The 19163-nt window shown below is 65.6% G+C and carries 20 protein-coding genes and 1 riboswitch; of the genes, 9 read left to right on the plus strand and 11 right to left on the minus strand.

Translation table 11 applies throughout. From position 1 onward, the window contains the following. On the plus strand, positions 1-1240 hold a 1240-nt coding region (locus QRN11_RS22000; protein WP_350224020.1), incomplete at its 5' end, for an HNH endonuclease. Between the two features lie 67 nt (positions 1241-1307). Here the strand turns inward: QRN11_RS22000 and QRN11_RS22005 are convergent. Together QRN11_RS22005 and QRN11_RS22010 are read right to left on the minus strand one after the other, a co-directional pair. Further along, entirely contained in the window at positions 1308-2540 is a 1233-nt protein-coding gene (locus QRN11_RS22005; protein ID WP_285314498.1) for a glutamate--cysteine ligase 2, read from the minus strand. 67 nt (positions 2541-2607) lie between these two features. Further along, on the minus strand, positions 2608-4131 hold the full coding sequence (locus QRN11_RS22010) for a UDP-N-acetylglucosamine 1-carboxyvinyltransferase (RefSeq protein ID WP_091421873.1): 1524 nt from the start codon (positions 4129-4131) through the stop codon (positions 2608-2610). 175 nt (positions 4132-4306) lie between these two features. Here QRN11_RS22010 and QRN11_RS22015 point away from each other — a divergent pair, with 175 nt between their 5' ends. Then, positions 4307-5134 (plus strand): glycoside hydrolase family 25 domain-containing protein, encoded by an 828-nt coding sequence (locus QRN11_RS22015; protein WP_285314499.1) that lies wholly within the window; start codon positions 4307-4309, stop codon positions 5132-5134. Positions 5135-5221: 87 nt separating this feature from the next. On the opposite strand, the gene QRN11_RS22020 is transcribed toward QRN11_RS22015, so the two are convergent. The 3 genes from QRN11_RS22020 to QRN11_RS22030 are packed head-to-tail and all read right to left on the minus strand — an operon-like array spanning position 5222 to position 8195. After that, positions 5222-6022 carry an energy-coupling factor transporter transmembrane component T family protein gene (locus QRN11_RS22020; protein WP_285314500.1) on the minus strand — a complete coding sequence of 267 codons (801 nt, stop codon included), beginning with the start codon at positions 6020-6022 and terminating at the stop codon, positions 5222-5224. Continuing rightward, positions 6019-7572: an ABC transporter ATP-binding protein gene (locus QRN11_RS22025; RefSeq protein ID WP_285314501.1), complete on the minus strand. Its 1554-nt coding sequence runs from the start codon at positions 7570-7572 to the stop codon at positions 6019-6021. Before QRN11_RS22025 ends, QRN11_RS22020 begins: the two co-directional genes overlap by 4 nt. Further along, positions 7572-8195 (minus strand): ECF transporter S component, encoded by a 624-nt coding sequence (locus QRN11_RS22030; protein ID WP_091421866.1) that lies wholly within the window; start codon positions 8193-8195, stop codon positions 7572-7574. The genes QRN11_RS22025 and QRN11_RS22030 overlap by 1 nt, the downstream gene beginning before the upstream one ends. Before the next feature lie 59 nt (positions 8196-8254). Continuing rightward, positions 8255-8395: riboswitch (TPP riboswitch) on the minus strand. Between the two features lie 73 nt (positions 8396-8468). Between QRN11_RS22030 and QRN11_RS22035 the strand changes: the two genes are divergently transcribed. From QRN11_RS22035 to QRN11_RS22065, 7 genes are all read left to right on the plus strand, one after another. Continuing rightward, entirely contained in the window at positions 8469-9011 is a 543-nt protein-coding gene (locus QRN11_RS22035; protein WP_285314502.1) for a heme-degrading domain-containing protein, read from the plus strand. 45 nt (positions 9012-9056) lie between these two features. Then, positions 9057-9266: a hypothetical protein gene (locus QRN11_RS22040; RefSeq protein WP_139205009.1), complete on the plus strand. Its 210-nt coding sequence runs from the start codon at positions 9057-9059 to the stop codon at positions 9264-9266. An 80-nt stretch (positions 9267-9346) separates the two neighbouring features. Beyond that, positions 9347-9859: a DUF4383 domain-containing protein gene (locus QRN11_RS22045; protein ID WP_142062467.1), complete on the plus strand. Its 513-nt coding sequence runs from the start codon at positions 9347-9349 to the stop codon at positions 9857-9859. A 57-nt stretch (positions 9860-9916) separates the two neighbouring features. After that, on the plus strand, positions 9917-10972 hold the full coding sequence (locus QRN11_RS22050; RefSeq protein WP_285314503.1) for an iron-containing redox enzyme family protein: 1056 nt from the start codon (positions 9917-9919) through the stop codon (positions 10970-10972). After that, positions 10969-12045 carry a glycosyltransferase family 2 protein gene (locus QRN11_RS22055; protein ID WP_285314504.1) on the plus strand — a complete coding sequence of 359 codons (1077 nt, stop codon included), beginning with the start codon at positions 10969-10971 and terminating at the stop codon, positions 12043-12045. The genes QRN11_RS22050 and QRN11_RS22055 overlap by 4 nt, the downstream gene beginning before the upstream one ends. Then, complete coding sequence (locus QRN11_RS22060) at positions 12042-12257, plus strand: CDGSH iron-sulfur domain-containing protein (protein WP_091421851.1); 216 nt, start codon at positions 12042-12044, stop codon at positions 12255-12257. The genes QRN11_RS22055 and QRN11_RS22060 overlap by 4 nt, the downstream gene beginning before the upstream one ends. A gap of 95 nt (positions 12258-12352) precedes the next feature. Next, on the plus strand, positions 12353-12616 hold the full coding sequence (locus tag QRN11_RS22065) for a DUF4235 domain-containing protein (RefSeq protein WP_091421849.1): 264 nt from the start codon (positions 12353-12355) through the stop codon (positions 12614-12616). A 10-nt stretch (positions 12617-12626) separates the two neighbouring features. Here the strand turns inward: QRN11_RS22065 and mnhG are convergent, their stop codons facing one another. Genes mnhG through QRN11_RS22095 form a run of 6 tightly spaced genes read right to left on the minus strand, consistent with a single transcriptional unit; the run spans position 12627 to position 19061 of the window. Further along, positions 12627-13037, minus strand: a complete 411-nt coding sequence (gene mnhG, locus QRN11_RS22070; RefSeq protein WP_142062476.1) for a monovalent cation/H(+) antiporter subunit G — start codon at positions 13035-13037, stop codon at positions 12627-12629. Further along, positions 13027-13305 carry an MrpF/PhaF family protein gene (locus QRN11_RS22075; protein ID WP_091421844.1) on the minus strand — a complete coding sequence of 93 codons (279 nt, stop codon included), beginning with the start codon at positions 13303-13305 and terminating at the stop codon, positions 13027-13029. The genes mnhG and QRN11_RS22075 overlap by 11 nt, the downstream gene beginning before the upstream one ends. Continuing rightward, the gene (locus QRN11_RS22080; protein ID WP_285314505.1) at positions 13302-13847 is read right to left on the minus strand and encodes a Na+/H+ antiporter subunit E; all 546 of its coding nucleotides are present in this window, start codon (positions 13845-13847) and stop codon (positions 13302-13304) included. Before QRN11_RS22080 ends, QRN11_RS22075 begins: the two co-directional genes overlap by 4 nt. Next, a complete protein-coding gene (locus QRN11_RS22085; protein WP_285314506.1) occupies positions 13844-15448 on the minus strand; it encodes a Na+/H+ antiporter subunit D in 1605 nt (534 codons plus the stop codon). Before QRN11_RS22085 ends, QRN11_RS22080 begins: the two co-directional genes overlap by 4 nt. Continuing rightward, complete coding sequence (locus QRN11_RS22090) at positions 15445-15966, minus strand: Na(+)/H(+) antiporter subunit C (protein ID WP_285314507.1); 522 nt, start codon at positions 15964-15966, stop codon at positions 15445-15447. Before QRN11_RS22090 ends, QRN11_RS22085 begins: the two co-directional genes overlap by 4 nt. Continuing rightward, positions 15963-19061 (minus strand): Na+/H+ antiporter subunit A, encoded by a 3099-nt coding sequence (locus tag QRN11_RS22095; protein WP_285314508.1) that lies wholly within the window; start codon positions 19059-19061, stop codon positions 15963-15965. The genes QRN11_RS22090 and QRN11_RS22095 overlap by 4 nt, the downstream gene beginning before the upstream one ends. Positions 19062-19163 lie beyond the last annotated feature (102 nt).

Here is a 19163-nt window from a genome sequence, read left to right on the forward strand (position 1 = left end):
CCAAGGCCCCAACGAACCCCGCACCATCACCCAACTCCGCCCCGACATCGCCGCCGACCTCCTCCTCCGCGCCGGCCCCGCCCTCACCCACACCAACGCACCCAACACCAACGGAACCAGCACAGGTCAAGGCAACCTACGTCAAGGCAATACAGGCGAAGGAAACACGAGGGAACGCCACCCCGGTCAAGGCATCACGGGTCAGGGCAACAAAGGCGAAGGAAACGAGGGACAAGGCAACCCGGGTGAAGGCAATCCGGTAACCACCGAAGACGGCGACCAGGACACGATCGGGCTGGCCTCGCTCGCGCCGGCCGACATCAACGACACCGCCGCCGGCACCGCCGAGGACGAGTCCAACGGCGGCAACGGGTACGAGAGCACCGCCGACCATGAGGCCCCCGGCGCCACAGAGGACGAGGCCAACGGCGGCAACGGGTACGCGGACCTCGGCAACGTCCCGGTACCCAAGGCGGACGTCCTGGTCACCGTCCCGGTACTCGCCCTCTTCGACATCACAGACGAACCGGCAAACCTGGACGGCTACGGCCCCATCCCCGCATCGATGGCCCGCACACTCCTCGCCAACGGTGCCACCTCGTTCTACCGGGTCCTCGTCGACCCACGGGACGGGGCGCCACTGGAAATCGGCCGCACCAGCTACCGGCTGACCAAAGCCATGAAAAAAGCACTGCAAATCCGGGACGGCAAATGCACCTTCCCCGGCTGCAACAACCCATCCCTCGACAACGACACCGACCACCTTCAAGCCTGGCAACACGGCGGACATACCGGGATCAGCAACCTGGCCCAGCTCTGCCCGAAACACCACCGCCTCAAACACAACAGTGGCTGGGAACCCACCCCAGCCAGCACAACCGAACCACCCGGCTGGACCTCACCCACCGGCCGCCACTACAAAGCCGAACAACCCGACCACGAACCGCCCCAATGGCCACCCGGACTCCTAACCCGCGCAATCGACACAGCAGGACTCCCGACGCGTGCGCCGGAAACACCCAGGCTCTTGACGGATGCAACGGAACCACCCGGGCGCGTGGACTTCCCGGACTTTTACCCGCCCTTTGAAGAGCCAGTCGATGACAACCTTCAAGATCCCCACGACTACGCGCCGGACGATCCCATCTGGGCCGACTTCTACGCCCACACGCCGAAACTGCCCAAAGATCCTTTTCCGGACTGGCACCGCTGGCTCAGCGAATCCTCTTCGGTCCCCTGAGGCCTCTCGTTAGGACTGCCGAGGCCTGCCATACGCTCTGCCATAAGGCCTGCCATAAGGACTGCCACTAGGACTGCCTGACGCGCAGCAGTTCCGGTGCATCATCCACCGTGGAAAGATTCAGGGAGCCACGCATAGTAACCTCCACCGCGTGCCTGACCACAGCGCCGAAACCAAGATCGCCGGGTGCTGAGGCTGCCAAAGTACTGTCCCGGACCCGCCGCTGTTCAACTGCCCCGGTTCCGCGCGAAATAATATCCTCAACTCCTTGCCGGGCCAAGGCAAGTTCACCTTGCTCCTGCAATACGGGGGCCAGATAATCCACCAGGGAGCGCACCACATCGGTGGCACGCGCCGGCCGAAAAGTCCCAAAGTCCAGCAGTTCTCCGCCCAGCCCTTCACTGCTTGCCTGCCAGGACGCCATGCGCAAAATTACTGTGGGCACCGGGGCGGGATCCACGCCGTCGTGCCACTCCCGGCTGGCAGTCTCAACAAGCGCCCGCACCAGGACGGCGATCAGCGCGGCGTCCTCGGCCCGAAGGCAGACGTCCGCTACCCGCACCTCAACGGTTGGATGGTTCCGGGACAGGCGGGCGTCGAAGTACAGCATCCCTTCATCCAGCATCACGCCTGTATCCAGGAGACGGGAAACCACGCGGCGGTAGGCCGAGTAGTTCCCGTAGATTCCGGACGGCCCGGCGGTGGGCCAGCGGTTCCACGCCTGCGTGCGGTAGCTCTCGAAGCCGGTCTGCAGACCGTTCCAAAAGGGTGAATTGGCGCTGAGGGCAGTGAGCACAGCCAGCTTGTCGCGGATCCTGTCCAGCACTGCCACGCCCTCATCGTGCGACTCGATGTAGGTGTGTACGTGGAAGCCGCACGTCAGTTGCTCCTGGGCGGTCAGGCCAAACCGTTCCAGCATCTTGGCATAGCGGGGATCAGGAGTGGTGTGGCTGGACAGCCCAAGCGGCGAGGTGGCCAGGGCGGCCACGCGTGCATTGTTCTTCTTGGCGGCCTTGTCCGCAAGCGCCCGGCCGGCCCGGATCTGTTCCAGAAGCTCTACGTATTCCAGGCATGGCCTTGTCTGGGTCTCTATCTGCTCCAGCTTGAGTTCGGCACTCAGGCCCATCCCGTCGCCGGCATTAAGAACGTGGCCGCCCTGGGTGTCCGGAACATGGGGATCATCCGGAGCGTCATCAGCTGCCATCCGGCGCCCGGACAGCAGTGCATCAGCCAAGGCCAACGGTTCACCGCTCTCCGGATCAACGATCAGGAGTTCTTCCTCGACGCCGAATGTACGCATACTCACATTCTGCGACAGAGCAGGGCATATTGAAGGCCCTCAACACTTCATGACGAAGCGTGAATGGTCAGTCCTGGAAGTACTCCACCTTGGCCCCGATGGTGTTGAGCCGCTCTGCCAGGTCCTCGTAACCGCGCTCGATGACGTAGATGTTCCGCAGCTCGGACACGCCCCTTGCGGCCAGCATGGCCAGCAGCAGGCAGGCCGCCGGACGGAGCGCCGGCGGGCAGCCAACCTCTGCCGCACGCCACCTGGTGGGCCCGTTGATGTAGATCCGGTGCGGATCCAGCAGTTGCACCTGCGCCCCCAACCGGTTCAGCTCCGTGAGATAGATGGCCCGGTTTTCGTAGACCCAGTCGTGGATCATGGTCTGCCCATTCGCATTTGCGGCAATCACAGCAAAGAACGGCAGGTTGTCGATGTTCAGGCCCGGGAACGGCATGGGATGGATCTTGTCCTCGGGAGCGTGCAGCTCGGACGGTTTGGTGGTCACATCCACCAGCCGGGTCCGGCCGTTGCGGGCCATGTACTCCTCGGATATCTCCAGCCGCTGGCCCATCTGCTCCAGTGTGGCCAGTTCAATCTCCATGAACTCAATGGGCACGCGGCGGATGGTCACCTCGGAATTGGTGACGATACCGGCGGTAATGAGGCTCATGGCCTCGATGGGGTCCTCGGACGGGAAGTATTCGATGTCCGCATTGATCATGGGACGGCCTGTGATCTTCAACGTGGTGGTGCCGACGCCGTCGATGCTGACACCAAGCATCTGCAGGTAGAAGCACAGGTCCTGCACCATGTAGTTGGGGCTGGCGTTGCGGATCACCGTTGTCCCCTCCCGGTGCGCCGCTGCCATGATGGCGTTCTCGGTGACGGTATCGCCGCGCTCGGTCAGCACGAAAGAACGGTCCCGGGTATCGGCAGACGGGGCCTGCACGGTGTAAAAACCCTGGGTGGCTTCCACGCTGAGGCCGAACTGGCGCAGCGCCTGCATGTGCGGCTCCACGGTGCGGGTGCCAAGGTCGCAACCGCCCGCATACGGAAGCCGGTACACGGAGGACTCATCCAACAGGGGTCCCAGCAACATGATGACGCTTCGGGTGCGGCGGGCGGCCTCAACGTCCATGGCGTCCAGGTCCAAGATGTCCGGGCGGCGGAGCTGAAGGTCCGTGTCGTTAAGCCAGGTGCATTCCACGCCGATGCTGGTGAGCACCTCTACAATGCGGTTGACCTCTTCAATGCGGGCAAGGCGTCGGAGTATTGTCGTGCCCCTGTTGATCAGGCTGGCACACAGCAACGCCACTCCGGCATTCTTGCTGCTGTTGACGTCCACAGCACCGGACAGGGTCCGTCCGCCTTCCACCCGAAGGTGCGTCATCTGCGGTTTTCCCACGTTGACGATGCTTCTGCCAAAAATGGTTTCGAGGCGCTGGATCATTTTCAGGCTCAGGTTTTGCTTACCCTGCTCCATCCTGGCGATGGCGCTCTGGCTGGTGCCGAGCTCCGAAGCCAACTGGCCCTGGGTCCATCCTTTTTCGCTCCGGGCGTCCCGAAGCATGGCGGCAACGTGTTCCGTGGTCTCCTGCGTCATGAAGAAAATATATCATAAATGAGTTAGCGAGGCCGGAATATTGCCCATACTGCCAGTTTGGGAGAACGTTTACCCGCTACATGCGATAGAAATCCGCTGGGGTAGATTCTTGACCCTGTTCGCCTCAACGAGGACACTGGGAAGATCTCTCCCCTCAGCACCCATGGAGGTGGCCATGCCACGGACACTACCACGTACGAGAGCGGTGACCGCATGGGCAGCTTTTTTGCTGGCCATGCTCCTGATCCCTGCCTGGCCGGCGTCGGCTGCGCCATCTCCCGGCGCGGGAACCTCGACACTCCTTGGCAATGACGTTTCCTGGCCCCAGTGCGGCACGGCCCTTCCCAAGGGCCAGGCGTTCGGGATCGTGGGCCTCAACAATGGTCTTGCGAACACCACCAACCCTTGCTTGGCGGAACAACTAAAATGGGCCGCAACATCGTCCGGCGGCACCGCCCAGCCGAAGGTTTCCCTGTACGTCAACACCGCCAACCCGGGCAGGGCCGGCTCGTGGTGGCCCAGCAGTGACGAGTATCCCTCCGGCACTCCCGTCCGTAACCCCTACGGGCCCTGCAAGCCGAAGGACTACGGCAAAGCCTGCGCCTATATGTACGGCTACGCCAAGGCCTGGGACGACGCCTACATCCGGGGCATCAGCAACCCCGCGAGCTACGTCTGGTGGCTGGACGTGGAGACCGGAAACAGCTGGTCCACCTCAGACAAGGACGCCAACCGGGCAGTCCTGGAGGGCATGACGGACTTCTTCCGGAGCATCAACGTCAAGGGTGTGGGGATTTATTCGACAGGCTCCCAATGGAGCCAGATTGTGGGAAACGTCGGCAGCTCAAGCAGCCTGTATTCGCTGCCCAGCTGGCTGGCGGGGGCACGCTCCGTGACGGGTGCGAAGGGCAACTGTTCCAACCCGCCGCTGACGGCAGGCGGACGTGTCACGCTTACCCAGTTTGTTTCGGGCGGATTCGACTACGACTATTCCTGCTTCTGACTTCCGCCCCAAAGCTGCCCGCTGCCCCAAAGCCCCGCACCTGCTGTACAGGACCACGGACACCCAAAAGTCAGGCCAGATCCCGCCTCAACTTTCCAGCCAGACCATATTCCACGTTCCCGCCCAGAGGGCCATTGCAAACGCTGTACCGGCCACGAGCACGCCGCCGCCCAGCACCCACGCATCCAACCAGCTGTAGGTAGACTCGCGCGCCCACGTCCGGGTTCCGCCACCGAAGCCGCGCGCCTCCATGGTCACCGCGAGGCGTGACGCTCGCCGGATCGCCTGGACCAGTAGTCCGAAGCTCTGCCCCAGCGTGGCCTTCACCCGCCGCAGCGCGTTGCCCCGTGAGCCTACTCCGCGCGCACGGCGGGCCATGCCGATGGTCTGCCACTCTTCAGCCAGCAGCCCCACCAGCCGCATGGCTGCCAGCGTCCCCAGCACGAACCGGTGCGGGAGCCGTGCCTTTTGCGCCAGCGCGTCGGCCAGGTCAGTGGGGTCTGTACAGCTCATCAGCAGTACCGCCGGCAGCGCAATTGCCAGCCCGCGCAGCATAAAACCGGCTCCGAGTTCCAGCGATCCTTCACTCATGGTCCAGAGGCCGACGTCGATCAGCGTCTTTCCGCTGTCCGGCGCCAGGATGGAGGTGCTCCAGCCGCCCACGGCTGCGGCGATGATCAGCGGCCAGCCCCGCTGCCACAACAGCGCGAGGGTGAGGCCGGCCAGTGGAAACAACAGGAGCTCAAAGACGAGCGCCACCGAGGCGGATACCCAGTCGATGGAGAGCGCCAGGACCGCGGTCACCAGAAACACAGCAGCGAACTTGCTTAGCGGGTTGGCGCGGGCCAGCAGAGCATGGTTTGCCTGCAGGTTCAGTTCCTGCCTCATGATGCCACCGCCGGCGCTGCGGCCATGCGCAGTTCAGTCCCGCCCAGGGCCGCCGTGAACTCGGCATCATGGGTCACCGAGACCACCGCGGTGCCGGCGTCGAGGAGTTCGGACAGGAACGAGGCCAGCTCGGCCCAGGTGTTGGCATCCTGGCCGAACGTGGGTTCGTCCAGGACCAGGACCTGGGGATGCGCGGCCAGGACCGTTGCCACGGAAAGCCGCCGCTTTTCCCCGCCGGACAGCGTATAGGGGTTGGCGTCAACGAGCTCCGTCAGCCGCAACCGCTCCAGCAGCTCGTCCACCCGCTCCGCCCCGTGGCCAAGATGCCGCGGACCAAACAGAAGTTCGTCCAGCACTTTCCCTGTGACGAACTGGTGCTCAGGCTCCTGGAAAACGGTCCCCACGCGCTCGATCAGCTGCTCCGCCTTCCACCGGTAAGGATCAATTCCCGCACCCCGGCTGAGCGCCAGGGTGGCCGAGACCTTGCCGGCAACTGGCTCCAACAGCCCGGCAAGGGTCAGTGCGAACGTCGACTTTCCCGCGCCGTTGGGCCCGGTGATGGCCAGCGCCTGCCCGGCGCGGACCTGGGCGGAGATGCCCTGCTGCACGGGCACCGGCGGCAGCTTCCGGAACCCCTTGCGGCGGGCCCGTGCCCGCGAAACCGCCAGTTCCTCGGCGGCGAGGAGAAGGTCGCCGGTCCCGGGCACCGGGCCCTCCGCGCGCTGCCTGGTTTCCGGAACGTAGCCCGGCACCCAGACACCGGCCGCAATGAGCATGCTCCTGGCCTCGCTGAGCACCTGGTCCGGCGGACCGTCCAAAAGCACTGCGGACTCCGTGGACGAACCCGGCTGCAGCACCACGATCCGGTCCACCAGGTCCTTCCACACGGACACCCGGTGCTCCACCACCACCAGGGTTGCCCCGGTTTTGTCCAGGCAGCGCGCCACGGCATCGCGGACCTCCAGCACCCCGGCAGGGTCCAGGTTGGCTGTCGGCTCGTCGAGGAGGATCAGCCCGGGCCGCATGGCAAGGATGCCGGCGAGCGCCAGCCGCTGCTTCTGCCCGCCGGACAGGGCCGACGTCGGGTGGTCCAGCGGCAGGTGGGACAGGCCGACGTCGTCGAGCGCCTCGTGCACGCGCGTCCAGATTTCATCGCGGGGCACCGCAAGGTTCTCTGCGCCGAAGGCGACGTCGTCACCCACCCGGGACAGGACCACCTGCGTCTCCGGATCCTGCTGCATCAGGCCGGCGCGGCCTCGCTGCTCCCGCGGGGAGGCACTGTCAACCAGCAGCGAACCGGACTCGTCGGATTCGCCGGCGTCGCCGTCGTCGTTAACATCGCCCAGGACCCCCGCCAGGGCATGGAGGAGGGTGGACTTGCCCGCCCCGGAAGGGCCGAGGAGCAGCACACGCTCCCCCGGCTGGATGTCCAGATCAAGGGCACGGACCGCGGGTTTGGCCCGTCCGGCATGCCGCCAGCCCCAACCGCGGGCGCTGATGGCTGCCGGACGCACCGCAGCCGGCGCCCCGGAATGGGATGGAGCGGTCATCAGGAGAAGACTGGCTCCGTTGCTGCCTTCCGCGAGGCAAACGAGCCCAGGACTCCGGTCTTCGCCAGCCCGCGGGTGGCGATCCAGGACAGTGCCCCGGCAATGATGGCACCCGAGACTGCCGTGAAGATGATGTACGCCAGCTTGTCCCCGCCCGAGTACGCGATGTTCCAGCCCCACGGGGCGAAAGAGTCGTTAAGGCCGCAGAACAGGCCCGCCCCGGCACCGGCCAGCAGCGACACCGGCAGGTTGAACTTCCTGTACACGAAGATGGCGAAGATGATCTCTGCGCCCAAGCCCTGGACAAAGCCGGAGAACAGCACGGAGGCACCGTACTGCGACCCCATCAGCAGCTCGCCGGTGGCGGCCACGGTTTCGCAGAACAGCGCGGCGCCCGGCTTGCGGATGATGAGCATGCCCAGCACGGCCGGAATCATCCAGCCGCCGGCGATCAGGCCGGTCAGGGGCGGATAGACGGCGTTCATGGGGGCCGAGACTGCGGCAGCCCCCTGGGACCAGGCCCAGAAGATGACGCCGCCGGCGACGGCGATCAGGGCCGCCACCACAATGTCCACGACGCGCCAGGACCTACTGGTGGTCTTCTTTACTGCTGTTGTTGCCATGTGATCCTCCTGAGGAACAGGAGGGGAAAGTGCGGCAAAGGCACTGACTGCCGTTGCCGGACTTCGAGAACTCGACTCCCTTGCGCCGGTACTAACCGGATCAGGTTCGAGGGTCTGCGGCTGTCCGCACTCTCAGCGCCCACCTGCGGATCCTGGCATGGCCAGTGATGCCCGACGGCGGCGCTCCCCTGTCGTTAATTGATTCTGTGGGTAGATAAATAGCCCTGCTGGGCGTGGTCCAGTTTACACCGGAGGAGGGGTAGATTGTGGGCCATGACTGCCAATGCGCCGGATATGACTGAGTTCGATCCCGATTCCGATGACACCCAGCCTGAGGGCTCCCTGCAGGCCCTCATCGCGCGGATAGAGGGCGAAATCCGCGAGCTCCAGTTCCCCCGGTTTTCGATGGACGACGCCCTGAACCTGGGGCTCCTGCTGGTGGAACTGGGCAAGGAGGACCAGCTCCCCATCGCCATCGACATCACCAAGGGCGACCAGGTCCTCTTCCATGTGGCCCTGCCGGGCGCCACTCCGGACAACGAGTTCTGGATCCGGACCAAAAAGCGCACCGCCGCACGGTATGAGGTGCCGTCCCTGCTGGTGGGGCTGCGCGGACGGCTCGGCGGCGGCAGGATCGAGGACCACGCCTGGTTCGACCAAAGCCGGTATGCGGCCCACGGGGGCTCCTTTCCGGTCTACGTCGCAGATGTGGGCGCCGTGGCAACCGTGACCGTTTCGGGGCTGCCCCAGGTGCAGGACCACAACCTGGTGGTGCAGGCCCTGCGCGAAGTCCTTGGTTCGATGGGTGCTCACTGACGCAGCGTTCGAAGCTGCAAAGTTCCGGCGACGGGGAGGGGCATCGTGAGCAGTCCGTTGGGGGAGAACCAGGTGCGGGCGGCGGTGGACAAAGCCGAGGACGAGATGATCTACATTGGCCCGGACCATCCCTACTATCCCCTGCTCGCAGAACTTGTGGCCGCCGTCGGGAAGGCCTGGCAACAGGGGTATGAGCAGGGCCGCCACGGCGGGCACCACGCCAACCCCTACGCCTGGAACAACCCGGAGGAGTGAACTCCGGGTAGGAAGCGTGCTTAGCATTTATTAGTAATCATGCTTACTATGTTGTTCCCGGCTTTTGAGGAGTACAGCATATGGCGGTCAGCACCCGCGGCACCGACGCGAGGACGGGCCTGCAGAAGGCCACCCTTGCCACGAGCATCGTCTTCCTGCTGCTGGGGATGTTGGGATTCATTCCTGGCATTACCGATAATTTCGATTCCTTGGGCTTCGCCGGACCCGGCTCTAAAGCAGAGCTGTTCGGCGTTTTCCGAGTGTCGGTGCTGCACAATGCCGTCCATTTAGCGACAGCTATTGCGGGGCTGGTGATGGCCAGAACGCACCGGCAGGGACGGAACTTCCTCATTTACGGGGGCGTCGCCTACCTCTTCCTCTGGCTGTACGGCCTGCTGATGGGCGATGACCTGCCGGCAAACTTCCTTCCCGAAAACAATGCGGACAACTGGCTGCACCTGGCCTTGGGCCTGGCCATGATCGCCCTTGCCGTCCTGCTGTCGCCAAAGACCGTTCCCGGCGATAAGTCCTTTCCCGGCAGCCAGGGCATGGACCGCCCGGCCCGGAACCCGGACGAGCACAACCAGACCTAACGCCCACCGAAACCCGCTGTCGACGACGCAGCAGCGCCGCACGCCCAAAGGAGCACCATGAAGATCCCGGAACCTCGAGGTCCGATCACCAGCACCCTCTTTCGTGCCCTCACCTGCACGCCCGGCAGTGACGAGGGTGCCGCCGCCGTGGAGGACCTGCGCCTGCTGGCCAGGCCCAAGGCCTCCAAAGACATCATTGGCGACGACGACGTCCAACTGGCCCTCTTCTGCCTTTACGAGCTGCACTATTCGGGGCTGGAAGGGGTCAGTGACGAGTGGGAGTGGGAACCCGGGCTGATCCATCTGCGCCGCTTGATGGAGCGCCCGTTCGAAGCGGCGCTCCGGGCTGCCGCCGCCTCCGCCGCCGGAGAGATCAACGTGCCGCCCGCCGCGGAGCTCACCAGCGACGCCGTGGCGGACATCCTGTTTGGCCTCGCTGCCAGCGACACCGGCCCCAGTGTCTCCCGCTTCGTGGCCAAAAAGGCGACGCTGGACCAGCTCCAGGAGTTCCTGATCCACAAGTCCATCTACCAGCTCAAGGAAGCCGACCCGCACACCTGGGCCATCCCCCGCCTCACCGGCAGGCCCAAGGCTGCCCTCGTGGAAATCCAGGCCGACGAGTACGGCGGCGGACGCCCCGAACGGATGCACAGCGCGCTGTTCGCCCGCACCATGCGGGGGTTGGCCATGGATGACCAGTACGGCGCCTACGTCGACGCCGTTCCCGCCGTCTCCCTCGCGGCGGTCAACATGATGTCTCTCTTCGGGTTGAACCGCCGGCTGCGCGGGGCCATCACCGGGCACCTGGCCCTCTATGAAATGACCTCCTCCCAACCGAACCGGCTGTACGGCAACGGCTTCAGGCGGCACGGCTTCGACGCTGACGTGACCCGCTACTTCGATGAGCATGTGGAAGCCGACGCCGTCCATGAGCAGATCGCCGGGCGCGACCTCGCAGGCGGCCTGGTGGAAGCTGAGCCCGGGCTGCTCGCGGACGTCCTGTTCGGGGCTACGGCGGCCATGGCCATCGACGGCAGGATTTCCACGCATCTCCTGGCCAGCTGGGAAAATGGAGTGAGCTCGCTGAGGGCGGCCGTACCGGCGGCAGCATGAGCACCCCGCCCGTTGGCCCGTCCGCGGAGTACATCCTGCCCCTGCGCTGGACTGCCGGGTCGGCGCGGGATTCGGAGCTGCAGGACCTGGCGGCCTACCTCGAGCGGCTTCTTCGGTGGATCCCGGTCATTGTGGTGGACGGCTCCGCCCCTGGCCTGTTCGAGCGGCACCGGGCCGCCTTTCCGCCCGGAGTTCGCCATATCCGTCCTGAACCCGCCGGCGCCGGCGCCGGCGATAGCGGTAACAGCACGGCCGGTAACGGCAAGGTGGCCGGCGTTATGACCGGCGTGCGAGCCTCCGCGGCGGAACTGCTGGTGATAGCCGACGACGACGTCCGCTACACGCGCGAGTCGCTCACCGCCGTCGTCCATCACCTCAGCTCGGCGGACATTGTGCGTCCGCAAAATTACTTTGACCCGTTGCCCTGGCATGCGTGGTGGGATACGGCGCGGACCCTGATCAACCGGGCATGGTCGGCGGACTACCCCGGCACGCTGGCGGTTCGCAGGAGCGCGCTGCTGGCTACCGGCGGGTACGATCCGGTGCTCTTCGAGAACCTTGAGCTGATCCGCACCGTCAAAGCCGCAGGCGGCCGGGAAAGGATTGTCCCTGATCTGATGGTGGCCCGCAGGCCGCCGAAGTTCCGGCACTTCCTCAAGCAGCGCACACGCCAGGCCTACGACGACTTCGCCCAGCCGCGGCGCCTCGCCGTCGAACTTGCCCTGCTCCCGGTGATCGTCTGCGCTGCCCGCCTTCCCGCCGGCCGCCGTCGGGCCGTCCTCCTGGCACTGGCCGCCGCCCCGGTCCTCATCGCCGAGATAGGACGACGGCGGCATTCGGGCAGGGCGGTTTTCCCCTTCCGGGCCACATTGTTCGCCCCGCTGTGGATCCTGGAACGGGCCGCCTGCATCTGGATGGCCCTTGGGTTCAGGCTCGCCGGCGGTGTGCCGTACGCCGGGGCGCGGCTCAAGACAGCAGCCCACTCGGAAGCCGAACTTCGGCGCCGGCACCACGGCAAGCTCGGGAACGCCCACCATTTGAAGCCCGCCAACGTACCCAAGGAGCAGCCATGAACCAGGAACCCGCCGAAAGCTCGATCGTGGTGTGCCCCGACGGCCCGTTGATTGTCCGGGGCGACTTCGACATCGTGACGCCGTCCGGTACTCCGGTCCCCCGGCAGCGCCAGACCGTGGCACTGTGCCGGTGCGGCGCCTCGGCGATCAAGCCATACTGCGATGGAACCCACAAAATGATCAAGTTCCGGACGGAACCACCCGCCACCTGACGCACTCGAACCCCGCCGCCGTTGCTGTGCCACAGCCGCAGAATGGGCGGTTAGGCTGGGTACAGCCCGTTTTCCGCCCGCAAGGAGTACAAAGAATGAACCTCTTCATCAAGTTGCTCGGTACAGGTATAAGCCTTGGCGCCGGCTTTGTCGGGACCAAGCTGGTCAATACGATCTGGGAAAAGTCCACCGGCCGGAAGCCGCCCACCGGCAAGGACGAGGACATCCCCACCAGCCTGCAGTCCGCGCTGACGTTCGCGCTGATCTCGGCCTCGGTGAGCACCATCATCCAGGTCCTGGCCAACCGCGGCACCCAGCGCGCCATCACCCGGTTCGCCAAGAGCCAGGACATCGTCTAACCCGCGGAAGTTACCTCACCTGGCCGTCGCCGGAACCGTCCTCGCGGGCGGTTTTGGCGGCGGCTTTCTGCACTACAGCCTCCAGTTCGTCGGCCGTCAGCAGTTCGCGGTGCAGGTGCTTGGTGCGGTAGCCGGCCCTGCCCACCATATGGGCGGACACAGGCACCGTCAGCAGCTGGAAGATCCAGGCCACCACCAGTACCGGCCACACCCACCAGGAGCGCATCTGCAGCCCGATCGCGGCCAGCAGCAGGAACAGGCCCAGGACCTGCGGCTTGGTGGCGGCGTGCATGCGGCTGAGCAGGTCCGGGAACCGCAGCAGGCCGATCGCCGCTCCCAGCGACAGAATGGCACCGACCACCATAAAGACGGCGGATAACAGGTCGATCCAGAAATCCAGGCCAGTAGCGTCAGGACTCATTCGGCTGCTCCCTTCGGTCCGCCACGAACCGGGCAACGGTCACGGACCCGATGAACCCGATAATAGAGATGGCCACCACCAGCATCAGGTTGTTCAGGTGCCGGTTCACGGCCATGTCAACGCACAAGGCCCCGCCCAGGATGGCGAGCAGGACATCTGCGGCGAGCACCCGGTCCAGCAGCGACGGGCCGCGGGCGATCCTGATGATCGCGCCGCCGGCGGCAAGCGAGAAGATCACGGCTGTAAGGACCAGGACGGTCTGCATCATGCGGCGGCCTCCGACCGTACGGTTTCAAGTTCTTCCCGGGTGCCCATGATCCGGATCAGCCCGGCTTCGATCGACCTGACCTCCTGGCGAAAATTCTCCACGTCCTCAACCGAGCTGATGTTCAGGGCGTGCAGGTACAGGGTGGAGGTTGACCGGTCCACCTCCACCACCAGCGAGCCCGGAATCAGCGATATGACGTGGCCGGTGGCGGTCACCAACAGATCCTGGTGGCTTCTCAGCGTCACCGCCACCAGCGCGTTCTTGACCCGGGGTCCGCGCATCACCGCCAGGTACAGGACCTGGGCGCTGGCAACGGCCACCTTTCCCACAAACATCAGCGCGAAGGGGACGGCGTGCAGGATGTTAAAGCGGCCGCTCAGCTCTACCGGCGGCAGGTAGAACAGCCGGGCGACTGCCACGGCAAGCAAGGCGCCGAACAGGAGGTTTCCGGGGCTGAAGTCCTGCCACAGTGCACCCCAGACGATCACCAGCCAGACCAGGAGCGGCAGTTCCTGGCGCAGCGAAATACGGCGGCGGCTCATTTTCCTCCTCCGGCCGTCAGGATCATGGGCACTACGGTGTCCTCGCCCAGGACTGCCTGGATGTAGGAAGACCTGTTGAGCATGTCGTGTGCCGCCTGGTCCGAGACCGTAAACAGCGGGCCCGCGAAGACCGTCAGTGCAACGCCGAGAACCACCAGTCCCAGCGTGGAACCCACCATGGTGCGGGGCAGGAGCGTTACGGTGTTCAGCTTGGCGCCCGGGCCGGCAACCCTCACCCCTGGCACCGCCAGGAGAACGGGGTCCGGGTGCTCGGCGTCAGAGGGCTTGCGCCAGAAGGCGCGGTTCCACACCCTGGCGATGGCCAGCAGGGTCAGCAGGCTGGTGACCACGCCACCGATCACCAGGGCATACGCAAGCGGCGTGCCCAACTCAATGCCCGCCTGCATCAGGCCCACCTTGCCGAGGAACCCGGAGAACGGCGGGATGCCGGCCAGGTTCATGGCGGGGACAAAGAAGAGCAGCGCCAGCAGGGGCGACAGCTTAGCCAGGCCGCCCAGGCGGTCCACGGACGAGCTGCCGCCGCGGCGTTCAATCAGGCCGGTCACCAGGAACAGGCTGGTCTGGATGGTGATGTGGTGGGCCACGTAGAAGACGGCCGCTCCCAGCCCGGCTGTGGAGGACATGGCCAGGCCGAACACCATGTAGCCGATGTGACTGACAAGGGTGAACGAGAGCAGACGTTTGATGTCGTTCTGCGCCAGCGCACCCAGGATTCCCACCACCATGGTCAGCAGCGCGGCCACCATCAGGGGGGTGTTGAGCGTGTCCCCGGGGAAGAGCAGGGTCTCGGTTCGCACCATCGCGTAGACACCCACTTTGGTCAGCAGGCCCGCGAACACAGCGGTGACCGGAGCCGGCGCTGTGGGGTAGGAGTCGGGCAGCCAGAAGGACAGCGGGAAAACAGCCGCCTTGATGCCGAACGCCACCAGCAGCATCACGTGCAGGAGGGTTTTGGTGCCCTGGTCCAGCTCGCCGAGTTTGATGGCGAGATCCGCCATGTTGACCGTTCCGGTGGCCCCATAAACCATGGCAATGGAGATCAGGAACAGTACGGAGGACACCACGGACACCACCACGTAGGTCACACCGGCCCGGATGCGCGGCCCGGTCCCGCCGAGCGTCATCAGCACGTAGCTTGCCGTCAGCAGGATCTCGAAGCCCACGTAGAGGTTGAACAGGTCTCCGGAGAGGAACGCGTTGGAGACCCCTGCCACGAGGATCAGGTAGGTGGGGTGGAAGATCGACACCGGCGCGTCGTGGTCGCCGTCGGCCATGCCCTGCCCGGTGGCGTAAACCAGCACGGCGAGGCTCACTGCCGAGGACACCACCAGCATCAGTGAGGAGAACTGGTCCACCACCATCACGATGCCCCACGGCGGCAGCCAGCCGCCGATGGTCACCGCAGCCGTGCCGCCGTCCCACACGGAGGCCAGCAGCAGGCACTCAAGCAGCAGGGTGAGGGACAGCAGGCCGATGCTGACGGCCCGCTGCGCGCGGGAGTGCCGGATCAGCAGGAAGGTCAGGGCGGCGCCCAGGATGGGAAGTACGACGGCGAGCGGGGCAAAGCTTGCGATGTTCACCTTCCGCCTCCTTCCGGGCCAGGGGCCACATTCGTGGAGCCGGGTTTTTCTTCTGCGGCTGCGTTTTCGGCGGGCATCTCGCGGCCGCCTGCCATGACCGTGGCCACCGGGAACTCGGACGTTTCGGCGGGGATCTCGGCGTCGTCCTCGGCGTCGAAGCTTGGCGTTTCCGCCACCCGAAGGTCTTCCACGTCGTCTTGGATGTCATCCTGGCGCGCCAGGACCCAAGTGCGGTAGATGATGCCGAGCATAAACGCCGTCACGGCGAACGAGATGACGATGGACGTCAGGATCAGCGCCTGCGGCAGGGGGTCGTTGTAATCCTCCGCCCCCGTTTCCTTTGCATAAAAGGGTGCGAGGCCGGCGTAGCCGCCGGTTGCCAGGATCAACAGGTTGGTGGCGTTGGCCAGGAGCATCAGCCCCAGCAGCACGCGTGTGAGGCTGCGTTCCAGGATCAGGTAGATCCCGCAGGCGTACAGCGCGCCCATCACGATCAGGAGGGTCAGGTTAACGCTCATGCTTGGCCCCTCGAGGTGGTTTCGGCCGCGAGGCCTTCGGGCTCGCGGCCGTTGGCGCGGTCCTCTGAAGCGGCTGCGTCGCCGGCGAAGTCCTGCTCGTCGCCGGCGAAGTCCGGCTCGTCGTCGGCCATGTCGCCGGCGGGATCGGCGTGGCGCTGTTCAAAGTGCTCGTCGATCTCAGCCCCGAGGCTCCGCAGAACGTCCAGCACCAGGCCCACCACCACGATGTACACACCAATGTCGAAGATGGTGGAGGTGACGAACTTGATGTCGCCGAAGACCGGCAGCCAAAGTTCGATGATGGCGGTCTGGAACACCTGGCCGCCCAGAAGCAGCGGCACCACACCGGAGGCGGCGGCCAGTGCCAGCCCGATCCCCAGCAGGGCACCTGCACTGACGGGGGTGGCTTCACGGAGTTCGAAACGCCCGCCGGCGAGGTAGCGGATGGTCAGGGCCAGGCCTGCGGTCAGGCCGCCTGCGAATCCGCCGCCCGGCAGGTTGTGGCCTGCGAGCAGGAGGTAGAGCGAGAAGATGATCATTGAGTGGAAGACCAGCCTGGTGACCACTTCGAAGATGATGGAGCGGCGTTCCGGGGCCAGGGTGCGGCCCGCCACGATCCAGGCGTCCCGGGCCGAGGCGGCGAACTTCCGGCTGACCGCGAGTGCTGCGGCATCCCGCGTGCCGGGGTCGATTCCCCTGAGCCGGCCCACGGTGCCCTCGGCGACGGTGGCAGAATTCCTGATCCGGTCGCCGCGGCCGCGGACGAAAATCAGGCTTGCCACACCAGTGGCTGCCAGCGCCAGGACACTGATTTCGCCGAAGGTGTCCCAGGCGCGGATGTCCACCAGCGTCACGTTGACGATGTTCAGTCCGCCGCCGCCCTCATAGGCGAGGCGCGGGAACTCCAGGGACACCGGCGTCGCGATCCTTGCGCCCATGGCCTGTATCCCGGCGAAGACCATTGTGACGCCGAAACCCAGGCCGATAATCACGCGCACCACGCGGTACTTGCCGCCGGTGCGGTCGCGCAGCTCCGGGGGCAGGCTGCGCATCGCCAGGACAAAGGCCACCAGGATGATGGTCTCCACCAGCATTTGGGTCAGGGCGAGGTCCGGGGCACCCTGCAGCGCAAACATCAGGGCGATGCCGTAGCCGGTGACCGACACCATGAGCACTGCCAGGAACCGTTTGTTCGCTTTGACAGCGGCCAGGGCACCGATCACGATGCCCGCACCCACCACCAGCTGGAGCGGGGAGCCTGGATCAATCAGGTAGATCCCGTCCGGCAGGGGCTTGCCCGCCAGCAGGATGGCCGAGAGCGGCAGCACAAAGGCGACGCTGAGGATGACCGCCAGGTAGTAATACAGCGAACCGCGCTGGGTGCGGCCGGTGATCCACACCGCCACGTCATCCAGCGCACCGATCGTGAGCTGGTAGGCCTTGTCCGCGTCCACCCACGGCGGCACCAGCGACTGCACCCGGGCCACGGCATTGCGGCCGAAGTACATGGCCAGGCCCAGCGCGAAGGTGAGGGCTGTCAGTCCCAGTGCCGGCGTGAAGCCATGCCACAGCGCGAGGTGGCCGGCCTGCTCAGCGGGGGTGCCGGCGTCGGCCGCGGTGGACGCGAACAGCGCTGCGTACGGCTGGATCCAGGCGTCAACGGGCACCGGCCAGAGGCCGTACGCGATGGTGAGGAGGCTGAGGATGGCGGGCGCTGCCAGGAATGAAGGGCTGATGGCCTTGAAAGGCGTGGGTTCAACGCCCGGCTTGGTGGCAAAGGCCCCCCACATAAAGCGGGCGCTGTACGCGAAGGTCAGGACGGATCCCAGGACCAGACCGGCCAGGACCACCATGCCCCAAACACCGGCCTCGGGGTCACCGGCGTGGTGGACGAACGCCTCCAGCACCGACTCCTTGGCCACAAAACCGCCCAGGAGCGGAACACCGGCCATGGAGGCGGCACCGATGACGGCCACGATGCCCAGTGCCCGCGAGGACCGGAAGACCCCGGAGAGCTTGGTGACGTCGCGGGTGCCCGACTGGTGGTCGATAATGCCCACCACGAGGAACAGGGTGGCTTTGAAGAGGCCGTGGGCCAGCAGCATCGCAAGGCCGGCGAGGGCCGCGTCCGGGGTGCCGAGCCCCACCACCATGGTGAGGAAACCGAGCTGGCTGACCGTGCCGTAGGCGAGGATGAGCTTGATGTCGGTCTGGCGCAACGCCCGGTACCCGCCCACCAGCATCGTCGCCAGCCCCAGGCCCAGCACCACCGGCTGCCAGAAGGACGTTTCGGCGAAGCCCGGGGCCAGCCGCGCAACGAGATAGATTCCCGCTTTCACCATCGCGGCGGCGTGCAGGTAGGCGCTCACGGGCGTGGGGGCCGCCATGGCGCCGGGGAGCCAGAAGTGGAAGGGCACCAGCGCGGACTTGGTGATGGCGCCCACCAGGATAAGGACGACGGCGGCGCTCACCATGGCCGCCGAGGTCCCGTTCACCAGGTCCGGGGCCTGCGCGAGGATGGCCGAGATCCGGTAGGAGCCGGCGGCCTGCCCCAGCATGATGAGTCCCACCAGCATGGCAAGGCCGCCTGCAGTGGTGACCATCAGCGCCTGCAGCGCCGACCGCCGCGCCGCCAGCCTGGTCCGGGCAAACCCGATCAGGAGGTAGGACAGGATGGTGGTCAGTTCCCAGAAAATGAAGAGCAGCAGCAGATCGTCCGCCACCACCAGGCCGAACATGGCGCCGGCGAAAGCCAGGAGCTGGGCTCCAAAGCCGCCGAGGTCCTGGTCCTTTACCTTGAAATACCGTGCGCAGTACACCAGGACCAGCGAGCCAACGCCCAGCACCAGGAGGGACATCACCCAGGCAAGGGCGTCCATCCGGAAGGCAAACTCAAGCTGGAGGCCCGGGATCCATGGCACAACCTCGGACACCGCGCCCTCGGCCCCATAAATGGGAGCGTACTGGAACAGGAGCCAGGCGAAGGATGCCGCGGGAACAGCGGCCAGGATGTAGAACGCGTTGCGGCCCCACGTCCTGAAGAGGAACGGCGCCAGCACAGCCACCGTAAAGTGCACGGCAAGGACTGTTATCACTGGTATCTCCGCGTTCGTCAGGGATTCGATTGTCAAAAGTTGGAGCAGGCGGTTCATGCGTTAGGTTCGGGAGGGGCCAGTTTATCAAGGCTTCAGTACCCA

The sequence above is a fragment of the Pseudarthrobacter sp. fls2-241-R2A-168 genome (assembly GCF_030209335.1).
Classification (GTDB): domain Bacteria; phylum Actinomycetota; class Actinomycetes; order Actinomycetales; family Micrococcaceae; genus Arthrobacter.